General features: G+C 43.2%; 11 protein-coding genes and 1 tRNA gene. 7 read left to right on the top strand and 5 right to left on the bottom strand.

Annotated features, from left to right (window positions below):
- The first annotated feature begins 77 nt into the window (after nt 1-77).
- Nucleotides 78-1,655 (top strand): hypothetical protein, encoded by a 1,578-nt coding sequence (locus EQU50_RS06050; protein WP_130154241.1) that lies wholly within the window; start codon nt 78-80, stop codon nt 1,653-1,655.
- 93 nt (nt 1,656-1,748) lie between these two features.
- On the opposite strand, the gene rpsU is transcribed toward EQU50_RS06050, so the two are convergent.
- Together rpsU and EQU50_RS06040 are read right to left on the bottom strand one after the other, a co-directional pair.
- Entirely contained in the window at nt 1,749-1,952 is a 204-nt protein-coding gene (gene rpsU, locus EQU50_RS06045; protein ID WP_130154240.1) for a 30S ribosomal protein S21, read from the bottom strand.
- Nucleotides 1,953-2,031: 79 nt separating this feature from the next.
- Nucleotides 2,032-2,649, bottom strand: a complete 618-nt coding sequence (locus EQU50_RS06040; protein ID WP_130154239.1) for a hypothetical protein — start codon at nt 2,647-2,649, stop codon at nt 2,032-2,034.
- A 418-nt stretch (nt 2,650-3,067) separates the two neighbouring features.
- Between EQU50_RS06040 and EQU50_RS06035 the strand changes: the two genes are divergently transcribed.
- The 5 genes from EQU50_RS06035 to EQU50_RS06015 all read left to right on the top strand — a co-directional run bounded on the left by EQU50_RS06035 (nt 3,068) and on the right by EQU50_RS06015 (nt 10,156).
- Entirely contained in the window at nt 3,068-5,524 is a 2,457-nt protein-coding gene (locus EQU50_RS06035) for a hypothetical protein (RefSeq protein ID WP_130154238.1), read from the top strand.
- Nucleotides 5,470-8,295: a beta strand repeat-containing protein gene (locus tag EQU50_RS06030; protein ID WP_320409988.1), complete on the top strand. Its 2,826-nt coding sequence runs from the start codon at nt 5,470-5,472 to the stop codon at nt 8,293-8,295. Before EQU50_RS06035 ends, EQU50_RS06030 begins: the two co-directional genes overlap by 55 nt.
- Nucleotides 8,296-8,466: 171 nt before the next feature.
- Nucleotides 8,467-8,543: transfer RNA gene (locus EQU50_RS06025), tRNA-Met, on the top strand.
- Nucleotides 8,544-8,557: 14 nt separating this feature from the next.
- Nucleotides 8,558-9,049, top strand: coding sequence for a phosphatidylglycerophosphatase A family protein (locus tag EQU50_RS06020; RefSeq protein ID WP_130154236.1), 492 nt, complete (start codon nt 8,558-8,560; stop codon nt 9,047-9,049).
- 111 nt (nt 9,050-9,160) lie between these two features.
- Nucleotides 9,161-10,156, top strand: coding sequence for a hypothetical protein (locus EQU50_RS06015; RefSeq protein WP_130154235.1), 996 nt, complete (start codon nt 9,161-9,163; stop codon nt 10,154-10,156).
- Between the two features lie 45 nt (nt 10,157-10,201).
- Here EQU50_RS06015 and EQU50_RS06010 read toward each other — a convergent pair whose 3' ends face one another.
- On the bottom strand, nt 10,202-11,212 hold the full coding sequence (locus EQU50_RS06010) for an alkaline phosphatase family protein (protein ID WP_130154234.1): 1,011 nt from the start codon (nt 11,210-11,212) through the stop codon (nt 10,202-10,204).
- 647 nt (nt 11,213-11,859) lie between these two features.
- On the bottom strand, nt 11,860-13,284 hold the full coding sequence (locus EQU50_RS06005) for an autotransporter outer membrane beta-barrel domain-containing protein (protein ID WP_165380363.1): 1,425 nt from the start codon (nt 13,282-13,284) through the stop codon (nt 11,860-11,862).
- Between the two features lie 601 nt (nt 13,285-13,885).
- Between EQU50_RS06005 and EQU50_RS05995 the strand changes: the two genes are divergently transcribed.
- A complete protein-coding gene (locus EQU50_RS05995) occupies nt 13,886-14,392 on the top strand; it encodes a phosphotransferase family protein (protein ID WP_130154231.1) in 507 nt (168 codons plus the stop codon).
- An 88-nt stretch (nt 14,393-14,480) separates the two neighbouring features.
- Here EQU50_RS05995 and istB read toward each other — a convergent pair whose 3' ends face one another.
- A complete protein-coding gene (istB, locus tag EQU50_RS05990; RefSeq protein WP_130153461.1) occupies nt 14,481-15,302 on the bottom strand; it encodes an IS21-like element helper ATPase IstB in 822 nt (273 codons plus the stop codon).
- Nucleotides 15,303-15,317: the final 15 nt, after the last annotated feature.

The following is a 15,317-nucleotide window of genomic DNA, read 5'->3' as shown; positions in this document are numbered from 1 at the left end:
TTGCGTAAATATGGCTTGATTGTTTTCCATTAATTACTAAGTAATACCTAAATCAATTTTTTAAGGATTCAAAAGATATGGACAACAAAATTATCAAAAGCTTCTTATTCGCGGCCTGCTTTGTTGTGCAAGCAACGGGGGCAATGGGGTCGTCATCTGCTTCTCAGCCAGCAGAAACTGAAACATCGCTACAGCAGAAAATAGATTTGAAAGCGGCTGAGTTATCAAAGTTACCTAATCAAATTCAAGCCTTTATTAAACAAATTAAGACTGAGAGCGCAGGTATTGTAAACAACGCTAATGAGATTAGCGACATAATAAACAGTAGTGGCTATTCCCTTGCGAGCAGCTTGAGGGCATTTTCTGACGCAAACTCCACGTCATTAGGTAATTTTATTACAAGAACTCAAAGTGCTATTAAAGAAGCCCAACAGATAAAGGAAGCAGCATGGCTATCTAAGGATAAAAAACAAGCGCATTGGGATAAATTAAAGTCACTTGGCCAAAAACTTACAGCACTTCAAAATTTAACAACTACTCAACAAACCCTAGAAGCGACGCAGTCTAATCTATCCAGGCAATTGGCAACTCTGAAACAGCAGAAAGAGGAACAAGAACGCAAGGATGCGGAAGAAAGAGTTCGTGTTGAAAATGAACGCAAAGCTGAGGAAAAACTAAAAGCGCAAGAGGCAGAACAGATTGAGACAGCCCGGATTGAGGCAGAACGTCTTTCAGAAATAAAGCGTAAAGAAGCGGAAGCTCTCCAAGTTGCAAAGGCAGAATGGGAAGCTAAACTAAATGAAAATGCCCCAATTGTCCAAGGCCTCTGGAAGGTACGTAAAGCCCGCCAGCAACTTAAAGAACTGAAAACGGTAAAACAGCAAGAAAAAGCCTTTGTTTCTAACTTCCTTGGTTTCTTAGGTGGTGCTCCTTCTTCTTCATTAACCACGAATAGCCGGGAAGAGAAATTGGTATCGTGGTCTGGCAGTAGTTATAAGCTTTTTAGTGCTTATTCCTGGGATTCAAACCCTGATTACACGTTTGTAAAAACTCAAGCCAAAGCCAATCAATATGGCGACTTGTTCGACCTGGCCGTCAGCCATCGCGCTCATAGCCTCAACGATAGTCATGCGGACAATAATTGGACCCTTAAAGCCAGAGAGATGGGAGACGATAACCTGCCCGCCGCTGTGAAGTTGGTTCGTCGTTGTACTCAGGTCTTAAGCAAAGACAATGAAGATGCTTCTCCAGATGTTTTAAAAGCAATTGCGGAGATGGCAGAGGATACATTAGCCACCGGTGGGCGCATTGGTATTGACCTTCGTCGCCAAGCCACGGCGGCTGAATTGGCCGTCATGATCCCAGCTTTACGCCAGAGCGGCCAAAGAGCCTTACTAGCTGCTGCTAGTAAAGTTGAGAATGCCCTTGAAAGCCTGGCCAGAATATACCTGGATGCGGCATTTAAATCTGCAGGCTTTTTAAAGTCCCGCGATCATGAGAACCTATTCAATAGCCACAAAGCCCATTGCTTTATTGCGGCGACTCGGGGGTTGAAGGACTGTGATGATCTGATTGATTCAAACTTTGGCTCAAGGCTAGGAATGAACAAAGCTCAAATACAATCAACAAAACAATATTATGACAGTTTCGATTAGAAGTAACTCTCTCAACCCAATAAAAAAGCCCACTGAATTTCAGCGGGCTTTTTTTTCTTTGGTATTCGGTGGACGAAAAGAGGGCTAGATTAACTAGTACCCTTCTCTATCAAAGCGCTTGCGCATCAACTTGCGATGACGACGGGTGGCTTCTGACTTCTCGCGCGCACGGCGCTCCGAAGGTTTTTCAAAATGCCGACGCAACTTCATCTCTCGATAAATTCCTTCCCGCTGCATTCTTTTTTTTAATACACGCGACGCTTGGTCGACATTGTTATCACGAACGATAACTTCCACTGAAAACTCAACTCCTTTCTAAAATTTGTATAATCAACCTTTGTACCACGCCTTTAAAAAAAATTCCATGACTAGATATTTATTTTTGGTACCTTGGTCGTTTCCGCGCGCTTTCTTTGCCTTCACTAAATATAGGATCATCAACATCAAATGTTTGAGGGCTATTTAAATAACTTGTGGCTAACACGTAATAAAGATGACAAAGATGCCATCTGACTCCTTTTCTAACATTAATCGATGCGAGTGCGCCGCCTCTGCTTCCATTTCCAATGCCATATTGCAGCTGAATATTCACATAATCATCGGTGTGACCCTGTATATCCAAACGCCACGTATTAAATCCAGGCAGGATACCGTCGACACTTAAGCCATTAAGAATGTTCCTTGCACCTGGAATTTCATGAAGCCTATAAAATTCATACGAAACAGGCCACCGAATTTCCTGCGGGAATTTAAGGAATTTCCCGGTATTGTCTCCTGGATATTCCTCGATCATTTTTCTGAATGCACAATGAACAAAGGAACTTTCGAATTCATTCTTGTCATTAGGTTGCCAAATTTCATTCGGCTTAAGATCGGCTAATTTCCGCTCTCCCGCGCTATTGCGGGGGATTGGCAGTTCGTTCGGGTCTAACCCCACGCAAACAGAACTTAAACAGGCAAGCAAACATGGCAGCAACAAAAACCTTTTCAACACTTTTCTCCATTTAAAACAATATAAGTAAAAATTATTTATCGAATTCCTGCTCTTATTACATGTCTCCATTGGTTGAAGGCGCTGGTGATAAAGAATTTGTGAACCCGATAGAGTTGAACATAGACTGGTTTTGGGAAAGTATCTGTCAGAAAAAAATACTTAGGTATATATAAACTAGGACTTAGAGGCCTTTAGAGTCGTCAGAGAGTATCATTCTGGGGCCAGTTGGATTGTTCTAGATTCGAGTGTTTGCGGGAATGAAAAACTGGCACCTGCCGCCCCTCGTTATGGCGCGTCCGCCCAAAGGGCCTGGCCATCCATGTATTTTTATTATCAAAAACCCCCATCATTAACAATATATTAAACAATATTATCCATAATCACAATAAAAAAGATTTATTTACTATGGGGAATTACAATGAAATCCAGTGTGTTTTTATTAGGCGTCAGCCTGTCAGCTTTTTCGGCGGCGTATGGGGCGACTGTGCAACTGTATGATAGTTCAACTTCTAATCAACTTGATGTAAATGTTAGTCCCGCCACAATTGCAAACGCGCTTACAGAGGCTGCAGCTGGTGGTAGAACAGGCCTAAGTTTTACTCCCACAACTAGGCCATACATTGTCCTTACAGGGGATGATACTGCAGAAAACAGTCAAGTAGATGACTCTTCCTCTTTTACGGATATTACCATTGCATCCGATGGATCTACTGTTAGGGTCATCAAATCTTCAGGATCACCTGGATCATTTGGATCATCGACTTCGAATGATGATGCTAGACTACTCAACATTGGTAATGGTGCTAGCGTTACCCTCAATAATGTAACTTTTCATGAATGGAACTTGCAAAAAGGTGTCCTTACCATTGCTAATGGAGGGTTACCAGGCACTCTTAATATCATCGGAATTGTTCTTTTTCAAAATAACAAGGGCGATTCTTTCCCGGCGATTGATGCTTATAATGGTCTAAATCTTAACATAAATGGCTCTCTGACCCTTGAAAATAAGTCAGCCAATGGATTTGGGGGAGCCATTTATATGAATCCTCAAAGCGTCTCGACTTTCACTTGTACATCACCTACCAGCCAATTGATTTTTAGGGGTAATAATTGTATTGGTAGGGGCGGGGCTGTTTATGCTGTAGCAAATAGTCTAACAATTACAAGTGGCGCAACCTTTACTGGCAACTTTGCGACTGGTGGCACCGGTTCTGCCAGGGGCGGTGCAATTTATTATGATAACGGTAATTTGGCATTAACCGATACCGTTTTTAGCGGGAATTATGCTTCTGCCCAAACTGGCGGCAATGCCCTTGGTGGGGCTGTGTACATGAAGGGGAAAGATCTTACCTATAGGGTAAGCGTTACTCATCCTTCCAGTAATCCCCTTGTAGTAAACCCAGATGCTGTAAATAGTGGTAGTGCGGTAAGCTTTAGTAATAACGATATAGCCTGCGAGAGCAATTCATCCACATTCACAAAATCAGGGCCTGGAACGTTGGTGTTGAATACGAACAATTCTAATTGGTTGGGGGATACCGTCGTTAGTGAAGGGACAATGATTGTGGGGCATGATAGCACCGTAAGTGGTACCACTTACCCCGGGGCTAATGCTGTTTGGGGACCCAGTTCAGGGGCAGGCAACATCACCGTGGGTGATGGAACAAATCCGGCCACATTGGGCGGGTCGGGCACGATTAACGCCAACACCCTTACCTTGAACAGCGGAGGATCACTTTCGGGAACTGGGGCCATTACCGTTACCACGTATGCCCTGGGCTCAGGGGTCACATTCAGTGGGTTCTCAACAGCGCCTGCCCTTACTGCAACAAACCTGTTGTTTAATCTTGGCAGTACCTGGAAGATGTCCGCCGCGAACCCCTTAATCATAACCGGTGCGCTGACTTTGCCCTCAACACTTGATTTGACGGGCCTAACTAAGACGACTTATTCAGCTGTTGCCTATTATCCTGTCGCTAGTTTTGGAAGTTGTACAAACTTAGGTAATTTGACAACTTTGAATTCTCTACTGTTACCTTACAGCCTACAATTTGTTCCAATAGTTAATGGTAACACTGTGAGAGGTCTTTCACTGCAAACCCAAGTCCCTACTGTTAGTTTATCTAGTACTCCAAGCGCTCTTTATTACAGCCTTCACGATGCCCTTCGCGCAGCTTCCCAAGAAAGTTCTCCCGATACCGCGCCTTCCATAACACTCACAACTGCAGCCCTTTCAGAGCCACCGGCGACCGTTACTTACCAGCCGCCGCAAAATTACGTGACGACAGTAACGACCGTCCCTCTTGTAAGTGATCTATCCTCTTGCTCTGCGCTGACTATTACAGGTGTCTTGTCTGGATCTGGAACAACGATATCACCCGCATTAGCAGGTTCGACAGCTACAGCTGCAAATCCATTACGCCTTTTTTATACATCAAATCCTCTCACTGTGACGCTTAATAATATAACCTTTAAGGGTTTTTATTCTGAAGATTGTCATTATTCAAGCATTCTTGGTGGTTCTGGAAACTTAAGTGTTACTGCTGGTGGTCCTGTAACGTTTGATGGCAACTCCAGCTCTTATGGTGGGGCTGTCAGAACAGAAGGGACCCAAACATTTAACGGTGTTGGTCCGGTCACTTTTCAAAACAACAAGGCTTTCAGTGGTGGAGGGGGTGTTTTCTGCACGGGCACATATGGAAACTTAACCTTTAACTGCCCAACCGCCTTTACAAATAACCAATCTATCTATGAAGGTGGGGCCATTAATACGCAGATTTCAGTTGGTAGCAACAGCATAGTGATTAACAACACGGCAACATTTACGGGCAATACAGCCGTGATAGGGGGGGCATCCATTCCTCTAACGGTTTAACCATCAGTCCGCCAGGCGCCTCGACTGTGCTCTTTTCTGGGAACAGTGCCTCTGGTGCAAATTCCAACGGAGGGGCCATTTATGCCGAGCATGGCCTAACTGCTTCTGGTGCCGTGACATTTACCGGGAATACAGCTTTAAGCCCAGGTGGTACTGGTGGGGCCATTTATTCATATGGTGGCGACGTGAATCTGACGGATACTCAGTTTAGTCGGAACACTGCGACAACAGCAGGCGGAGCTTTATACATGGCGGGTGGGAACCTCAATTACACATTAAATAATTTTGTCGAGATACGTCCCAATTCTACCCCTGCGATGGTAGGGGATAATGATTTCGCCGGTGTAGCTGCTTCCACATTCAATAAAAATGGAACCGGGCAGTTGAACTTTGAAACGAACAACGGCCAATGGTTGGGCAATACCAATATCAATTCTAGTCAATTTTTTGTTGGATACTTTGCTGGTTCAACAGCCCAGTGGGGACCCAGTTCAGGGGCAACTGGAACGATCACTGTAGGTCATATTAATACCGGAAGTTCTGATCCTTTACCTACATCGGAAGGTACTCTGGGGGGATATGGGCGGATTTATGCCAACATCGTAAACTTTTTATCTGGCAGCGTTTGGCATTTGGGCCTTGGTACTCCGTCAACAACACCACTACTTTTGAATGTAGGTGCTGCGCTGACTCTTCCTACAAAGATTCGATTTCTTAATTTTGGGCTTGAAGGAGCAACCATCCCAGCTGGCACTTATACGGTGGCGACGTATGGGTCCTTGACTGGAACGGTTGATTGGCCAAGCTATTCTCAGCTGGTCTTCAATCCACTGGGTATTCGTAACATGAGTTTTTCGAGCCAAAGTGTGGACGGTTCCAATCAGCTTATCTTGACCGTTACAGCACCAGCTGCTTCGGTTCCTCTTGCCCTTTCTGCTGCTTCGTCCCCTATTCACCAGGACCAGCTTGGATCTTCGAAACTTTTGGGTTCAAATCCCTCTATAAGTACGCCGCTGGTTTCGGGGGGACCATACAACACCATCCAGAATGCCGTTTCCAACACAACAAGCCCCTATTCCATACTTCTTACTGGGACTGCGCAATCTGAAATCGTGTCAACCACATTATCAATCCCAGCCTCGCTTACCCTTGCGGGTGCGTTAGGGGGGACGACGATATCACCTGGAACAGCGGGAACACCATCAAATCCTCAGTCACTTTTTACCTCTTCAGCGGCGGGAAGCATGGCCCTATATCCCTCTAACCTAACCGTTACAGGCTTTTCTAGTACAAATCAGGCGGGTTTCATTAATGCTGCCAATACAGACGTGAGCATTTTTGGCTATCAGGTTAGCATTGCAGGCAACTCAAACGCAGGAAATGGCGGGGCTGTGTCTGTCAAGTCGTTGCTAACATCTTCTGGCCCAATGACCTTTACGGGGAACAGGGCTACAGGGCCTGGCGCCGTTGGAGGGGCCATTTATTCAGCAAGTGGCGTGACCCTTACCGGTGTGGCGTTTAACAGCGATACTACTTCGGCAGGGGGCAGTCAGTTTGCCGGACCAGGGAACACAGCGACAACAGCAGGCGGGGCTGTGTACTTGGCTTCTGGGAACCTTGCTTACTCCTTCTACGGATATGGTATGTCCCAACCGAAAGCGATCATCGTGAATCCTTCTAACATTGCCGTACCAGCAGTAGGCGATAACGATTTTGCCTGTAAAGACTCCAGTGCCAGCTTCATTAAAATGGGGACAGGTTTTTTTGGGGCGGAGGTGGCGCCGGATTTGGTCTTGAACACGAACAACGGCCAATGGTTGGGCAACACCAACATCACGAGTGGCAAACTCATCATTGGTGGGACATCATCTAATTCGGCTGCCAAGTGGGGACCCAGTTCGGGGGCACAAGGGACCATCAATGTAGGTTCTGTTCCTTATGTAAACCCCAATCCTTATTATAGAAGTGAACCTTTGCCTGCCACCAAAGGCACCCTGGGCGGATTTGGAACGATTTATGCCAATACTTTGACGTTTAACCCAGGAAGCAGCTGGCTGTTATCGGCTGGAAACGGAACGGCTGGAAGCTTGAATGTGACTGGTCAGCTGACCCTTCCAACAACTTTGGATACATCAGCAATGTCGGCAACGACCTTCCCAGGTTCAGGCTTCGTGACCGTGGCAACCTATGGATCTTTGCCAACGGGTAGTAATATTACAAGCCTTTTAGCGCCCCTGAACGCCCTAATTACAAAATATAACCTGAAGCTTAGCCCCGTAACAAATGGCATTGTGTTAGGACCCTTGAATTATAATCCGACAGGGCTTTGGAGTGGTGTATCTGGTGTCCAATATGCAGCGGTTACCTTTCAAGCGCCAGTATCAGTAACAAAAGTTGGAGAAGGTCTTTTGATCAAGTATGGTAAGCCAAACACTAGCTGGAGAGGCTCTGGGGTAAATCAGCCATTTTTTAACACCTCAGAATCAACGCCGACTAACATTCTCCTCAATAATAGCAATAACACAGCTATTACTGCGGCCAATCTTGCAAGCGCTTCTACCTCTAGCCTTGCTTCATGGGCATGGACGGGTTCTGCAGCCCTACCCGTAGGATTACCATACGCATGGCAGCTTTGGAAAACCACGAATTACCTGGGCAATACGACTACAAATTGGGTCGCCCAGGGGATTTTGGACCTGACAAGTGCGGTGGCTGTAACTCTTACCATTAATCCTGGCCAAGGAGATAAATACCCTATTACTGCATCATAAGAACTAAAGATGGGGGGCCGGTCCAAATACTTTTTTGGGGCCCCTCCCTTCTTTTGTTTCCGTCTCCAATTTTCATCCAAAACCGCAAAAAATCCCCTTTAAGTTTTTTATTTTTTTAAATTCCATTGCTTTTGAAAAATAAATGAAGTAAATATAACTCAATACTTTTGACGCGGGGTAGAGCAGCCCGGTAGCTCGTCAGGCTCATAACCTGAAGGTCGTTGGTTCAAATCCAGCCCCCGCAACCAAATTTCCCTAATTTATGATTTCCACCCCCCTCTTTCTGGCCTCGTTTGCAGGTGTCGGTTTTTTTCCAAAAGCGCCGGGAACGGCTGGAACTGTGGCTGGTTTCTTTGTTTTTCTATTTTTTGCATCCTTAAACCTTCCCCCGTATGCTTTATGGCTTGGGTTGGGAGTTTTATTTGTAGTGGGTTGGATAAGCAGCCATCAATTTTTAAAACAATCGCATTTCATAGATTGTGACCCCAGCTGCGTCGTCATTGACGAGGTCGCGGGCATTTGGTTGACACTGTTGTTGGTGCAGCTTTTTTGTCCGTTGACTTGGCCTTTGTACGTCTTGTGTTTTTTGGCATTTCGGTTTTTTGACATCGTAAAGCCGTGGCCCATTGGTTGGTTGGATCACCGTCTCTCCCAAAGTCTATCAACAGCTTCGTTTGGGATTATGATTGACGACGTTATGGCGGGTATTATGTCGGCTTTGGTTGTTATTCTTGGCAAAATATTATCGACTTAGGAAGCCTTGTCCCATCCCATGATGAACTCTACAGGGGAAACACGATAGGGCTTTACAACGAAGCAATTTCATCAACATAATTTATCATAGTCGAACTGAAACTTTATTTTTATGCGTAACCATTTAAGGGGCCCCCTCTTAATCATCCTTCTGTTCATTATTGATACAAGTCTCCTTAAAGCTTCTGAATCCCCCGAAACCTCTTTATCAGGTAACAAGGCAACAAAGTTACATGGAGAGAAAAGAAAGCGGGAAGAAACCCCCTATACAAGGTCCGCCCCCTTTATTGCGACAGAAGTTTTTGTCAACCCAGTTCCTGCTATAATTCCCGCGCAGCATCACAACCAGCCCGCATCCGACCTAGTGAGGGTTCCGCTTAGAATTGATTCTTCTATCTTCTTCAGAAATCCTAAAGACTTTCTAGAAGATAACTTCTATAGATTGCTTCAAAATCGACAGAACCTTAGTCATGACACTGATTTTCTTCATCGTTTAAAGGCTGGTTGTGCGCCCCAAATTTTCATGGCCTTACGAGGTTATCTTTTGATGGCTGCAGAACGGTATGCTGAAGGTTTCGAAGTATTTACAAAAGCCGGCTCTGCAATCACCATTGAAGCCAAACGGAATATTGCAAAAGCCATCTCTGAAAATTGGTCAAGAATTGATTGTAATACAAAGTTAAAGTGTCTGTTGTACTGCCTACAAAGAAAGGATGTAAATGCCTTCCAACAGCTTGTTGATGTTGTAGATAGGACTCCTTCAGCACCTCTTAATTCTCTTTCTCAACCCCAGGAAACCATCATTCAAATAAATCCTAAATTTTGTAATGTGAAAGCATATCGAGCACTACAGAAATTGGCGCAAGCTGGTGACCAGCAAGCACAAGACCAGATTAATTATGCCGCAGCGACTCGACAGCTTGGATTCGATGATAAGATAGGACTTTGGTATCTGGTGAGGCGGGCAAAAATTGGAAAAAAAGACGCTCAAGAAACTCTTATCAAAGCCGAAAGTAAAGGTTTGCTTGGTCTTCAAAAAAACTCTTCTATGCGTTGGTTTTTCATATTTTACAATGCGATTGTGGAGTCGCAGAACATTCAGTCTTAGAGGAAGAGCAGGGGGGAATACCTCATATTTCCCCCGCTCCCCGTTTTATGGGCAGCTTCGGCAGTCAATCGGGTTAAGCACTCCTAAACCTTTAAAATCAACGACTTTCCCCGTCATATCCCCTTTGTCTTTGCCCATCAAGGCAAGAATCGATGGCACCACATCAACAATAGAAAGTGGTTCCTTTATCTCATGATGGTTGATCCCAGGCTCTGCCACAAAGACGGGAATATTTCTAACCGTTTCGCAATATAGGCAGTCATGTTTTTTCCCCGGTGCCCAACAGCTTGGAATAATACAACTAAGGGCGAACCAACTGTGTCGACCATGATCTGACGTAATACACAAATAATCACGATTTTTAAAATCAAGGTTTGGATTGTCCAAAATATCCCCCAATCCCTTATCAATAACCTTTAAAGCATCAGCATAGGCACCATTTGTTACGCTTTCATGCCAGGCAACACTATCCGAATAATCAAGATGGGCAAAGATCGATGTATATTTTTGACTGTTGATTGCGTTTTGAATGGCGGCTAACACAGCTGTGTCGTTTTGTTCGTCGCCAGTTGATGTTGAAACTATAGGCTGTTTGGTGGTTTCTGCATCAGGAATAATATTTGTGAGAATCGGCCAATTCGTTGTTACAAAAGTTGAAGCCGCGCCCCCCATAGTATTGCACAAATTTGTTTTCCCATGGTTACGCGTTGTAACCTCTTCTCTGCCAACATCGTAAAAAGTGTCTTTCACTTTTTCCCCAACCGTCGGCTCGCGACCATATAAAAAGGCGCTCCATACAATCAATGAATGCGGTCTGTAAAACGTATGCGCGTCAAGTTTCCAGGCTGACATGGTTCGGGCCCGTTCAAAGTTCGGCAACTGACCATTTTCCATCATATCCTCGAAAAGGGGACCATAAATTCCGTCAATACCCAATGTAACCAGCGTTGGTGCTCTACCCTCTGTCTTCTCTTCCTCTTTACCAGCAGCATTCAAGCCAGCAATCGTGAAAACAAACAGGACAAAACTTAAAAATAGGGAATTTATCTTTTTCATCACTTGAAATCCATTCGTAAAATTAGTAAATTACAAATGTATTTTAATTCTTAATCGTTAATATAACGTAAAGATGGATTGTTTTTTAATTCTAAAACAATTCCGGATGTAGTGTTGGAAGTATTTTCTTGCAAAAGCAAAATGAAAAATCAGCGCATAGCCAAAACTAAAGCTAATTCAATATCAGCGCAAAAAGCCCAAGAATCGGGGGCAAGGCCTACGAATCATAAAATTTTAAACAATTTATTTTCAAATCGTAGGTGCAATATTTAGAGAATCGAAGCAAGGTGACATCCAGGGAATCCCTGGATCTCAGCACTATTTTTATAGTGCACAATAATTCAGGCGCTTTTGTCTCTAAGAAAAATGAAATGCCGCACGCCTAAACCTATAATGAGTAGAAATGTTAGCTTTTATTAGGATAGATTTTCAAAGCAGAGGGACAATGTAACTCTGAAACCATAGGATATGTAAGGTTTTGATCATCTTTTATGGGGAGTGATCCAATTGGAAAGCTTAAGTTTTTCACCTGCCATGATCATCTATGATTTGCAAATAAATTGTTTAAAATTTTACGATGCGTAGCCCTGGTGTTACCCCTTGACTCCAATACAGTAGGCAATCTCCAAAAGAAAAACCTCAGTTGCCTAGAAATTCAGGATGATTCGAGCCCAAGCAGTATGGGTATCACGGTATTTAGATATAAAGTTGTAATCGTATCGCATTTCAAACTGACATTTCTTTTTTTTAATTAATCTTATATGTCCTCCTACCGTATAGCTTGTTCTTTTTAGTTTTTCTGCATTAATTAGCATTTCAGTATTCTCAACTTTTAAACGTCTAGGGAAGTTATCCTGAGAAGAAAAAATGTAGTTTATAGATATGTATATTTCAGGAACTATAATATGATCATTTTTCACAATTATTGATTGGAGATGAATTCCAGGATTTATAATGAATCTTCTTTCAATATGAGAAGAGATATTAACGTGAGTATTATAGCCAGGCCAAGACCAAGATTCTTTATAGCTAGGATTCCTAACGTAGTCATTAGAAAGGCCAAGGAAGGGGGTCAATATGATTGTGGGAAGGAAAAATATGGGATATCCCACTCCCAGGGTGGCTCCGTAAATATAGGCTTTATTTCCTCCCGAAGCTCTTGAATCATCATTGTAATTAAAGCTGAACTTATCTATAAAAACTTGTCCATATTTTAAGTAGCCTTTTAGAAAAAATCCGGAATCAAACCTATATTCTCCATAGGTTGTAAGTATATGGCTATTCAGATTATATTGGGTTTGACTCTGACCATCTTCTACTTTGGTCTTTATATTGGAATCACCCCTATTATAACTGAGGCCTAATCTTAAACCATTTTCAAATTCTTTATCGCCCCCTATAACAATTCCAAGATAATGATTTTTATAGCCAATAGCTTCATGAGTAGATTTTGTATGGGAATATGATCCGACTGTTTGGACCCAGAGATGGCGTTTATGAAGTAAATTTACCAGATCTAAGACATCCTCCAATTCTTTGAGGTTTTTGCCTAATTTTACATAATAAAGAGGGGAATAATTTATGTTTAAGTTCATTTCTGAAACAGGTGAAGAAAGAACATCAAATAATTGAGAAGAAACAATTCTTTGAGGGCTGTCATAAATAGGAGGTAAAGAAATTGGGGACGCCTTTGAAGGGGCTGGCGTAGAGGCGGTAAACGTAGGAGTGGGAGGAGGGGAGGAAGAAGCGGTAAGGATAGAAGCAGAAGGGGATGTAGGGGGAACAATAGCAGAAGGAGCGGGAGGAACAGAAGAAGCTGTAGGAGCAGGAGAAGGAGAAGGAGAAGGAGAAGGGGGAGAAGTAGAAGGCAATCGGCCACGTGCCCCTAAAACAGCGCCACTAATGGTGTATCCTCTGAAAAGAGAACCCGTAAGTACAGTTGGCCATTTAGCACCTAAGCTTGAGGTGGTTGTAAGAAAAAGAATGATTACCACCTTATAAAACAGCGACAGCCTAAGTAGGAATTTTATTAGATTCCTCAGAAAGCTATAATTATAATTACCGCAAGCCATCTATGTACTCAGTAATTAGCAAGAGATGGAAAAATGTTTTTAAGGCCTTGATCTTCATGGCTCTCTCCATCAATTAAATCACCGTGTGGCTTATTTAAGTTGAAAGAACATTCATCTTCAAGTTGAATTTTGAATAAAAAAACACCTTTTTAAAGAACTCTTATTCTTAAACCTTTCAGATATATGGTTTTCTCTTTGACTCTGGCAGGTATGTAGCCAACCTTGGCTGATTTCTCATAAAATTCCAAGCAGGCCCCCTCCTCAACCTTATTCTCGTTGAATAAATACATTAAATTAAAAACACCCATTCCAAAATATTCATTTGAAATGGGTGTAAGTATCTATATTATTAGATGAGGGTGGGAAACTATTGGCGAAACGTGTAATCTAACCTATTTCACGCTCCGTTCGGCCCGTTTAGGTTCATTAGGATCCAAAAAGGCCTTGCGCAATCGCCGGTTCCAACCCTTAACAGCTTTATAAAACTAAATGAACCATTCATGATAATATTAAGCGAGGTAATCTTTATTATCATAGACCAAAAAGGTTAAGAAAAGATGGCCCCATTATCATCCATTTTGTGTTTTTCAGTGAGACAATCATGACTTTCAAAGCCAATTGGGAAAAAGCAGACAAACAGTACTTTTTATCTGCAGAGATCATCGAAGAAATGGTCAGGCGTGCTTACACTCCCAAAAAGCTATCTTCCTGGTCCGTTATTGCGGGAGGGTGTGCCAACCTCAATATTAAAATTAATTTTGAGGGTAACAAGCTGCCTTCTATCCTGCGCGTTTACTTACGCGACAAAAAATCCGCTTATCATGAACAGAAATTGGGCACCCTATTAAAAGGAACAATCGCTCTCCCTGAAACCAACTATATAGGTGATTACAAAGGATATCGTTTTGCCATTACAAGCTTTATCCCAGGTATCCCCCTTCGTGACCTTTTACTGAGCCATGAAACCTACGACATGGATTCTATCCTATTTAAGGTGGGGGGATTATTGGCAAAAATTGCAACCTGTCCAATTTCGAAAGATCTGGTGCGTATTCCGGCGAATTCGAACGGCAATTCTGGTTTTATCCGAATGGCCGTTCCGGTTTAATTCGAACGGTGAATCCGGTTTTATCCGAACGCGGATTCTGGTTTAATTCGAATACGAATCAAAGAGAAGCGAACTCTCCGATTTTATCTCATTTTTTCACCCCTTCATTGTTTGTGATTTCCGTTGTGTCATGCAAAGGACCCTCGATGTTTTTTTGTTTGGTGTTTTCCTGATCCTTTTCTTTACTCCTCACTTTTCTCATAGATTCCCCTTTAATTTCAAGCCTATAAGAATTATGAACCAACCTATCGAGGATAGCATCCGCTAACGTCTCATTTCCTATGGTTTCGTGCCAGAGTTTGACAGGAATCTGACTGGTGACAATCGTAGAGCGTTTATCATGTCGGTCATCCAAAACCTCCAATAAGTCACGGCGTTGCTCATCTGTCAGAATAGACAATCCAAAATCATCTAAAATTAAAACCTCCGTTTTAGCAAGTTCACTCATTCTTTTTCCATAACTCCCATCCCCCTTTCCAAGCTGCAATTCGCTAAGCAAGCGACTGAGGCGGCAGTAATGAACTTTATAACCTTGAAGGCAAGCCTTGTGGGCCAGAGCACAAGCCAAGAATGTTTTCCCCGTGCCACACGGCCCAACAATCAAAATATTATGATGAGAAGCAACCCATTGGCATTGAGAAAGTGTGGCCAACAAAGATTTGTCTAGGTTACGCTGACATGAATGGTCAATATCTTCAAGGCAGGCCGTCTGCTGTAGTTTGGCACTGCGCAAGCGTGCCTGTAATTGCCTGTTTTCCCGGGCGATGACTTCTGTATCAACCAACAAGCCAAGACGTTCTTCAAAGCTCAGCTGCGTTATGGTTGGTTGCTCCAGCTGTTCTTTAAAGGCTTTTGCCATAGAATGAAGACGAAGTTTTTGAAGGTTGTAAACAATTGGATTCAGTAACATGAAAGGGTCTCCTTT

Source organism: Candidatus Finniella inopinata, from assembly GCF_004210305.1.
Taxonomy (GTDB): domain Bacteria; phylum Pseudomonadota; class Alphaproteobacteria; order Paracaedibacterales; family CAIULA01; genus Finniella; species Finniella inopinata_A.
The sequence above is the reverse complement of the archived record's forward strand: the minus strand, read 5'-3'. Positions and strand labels throughout refer to the sequence as shown.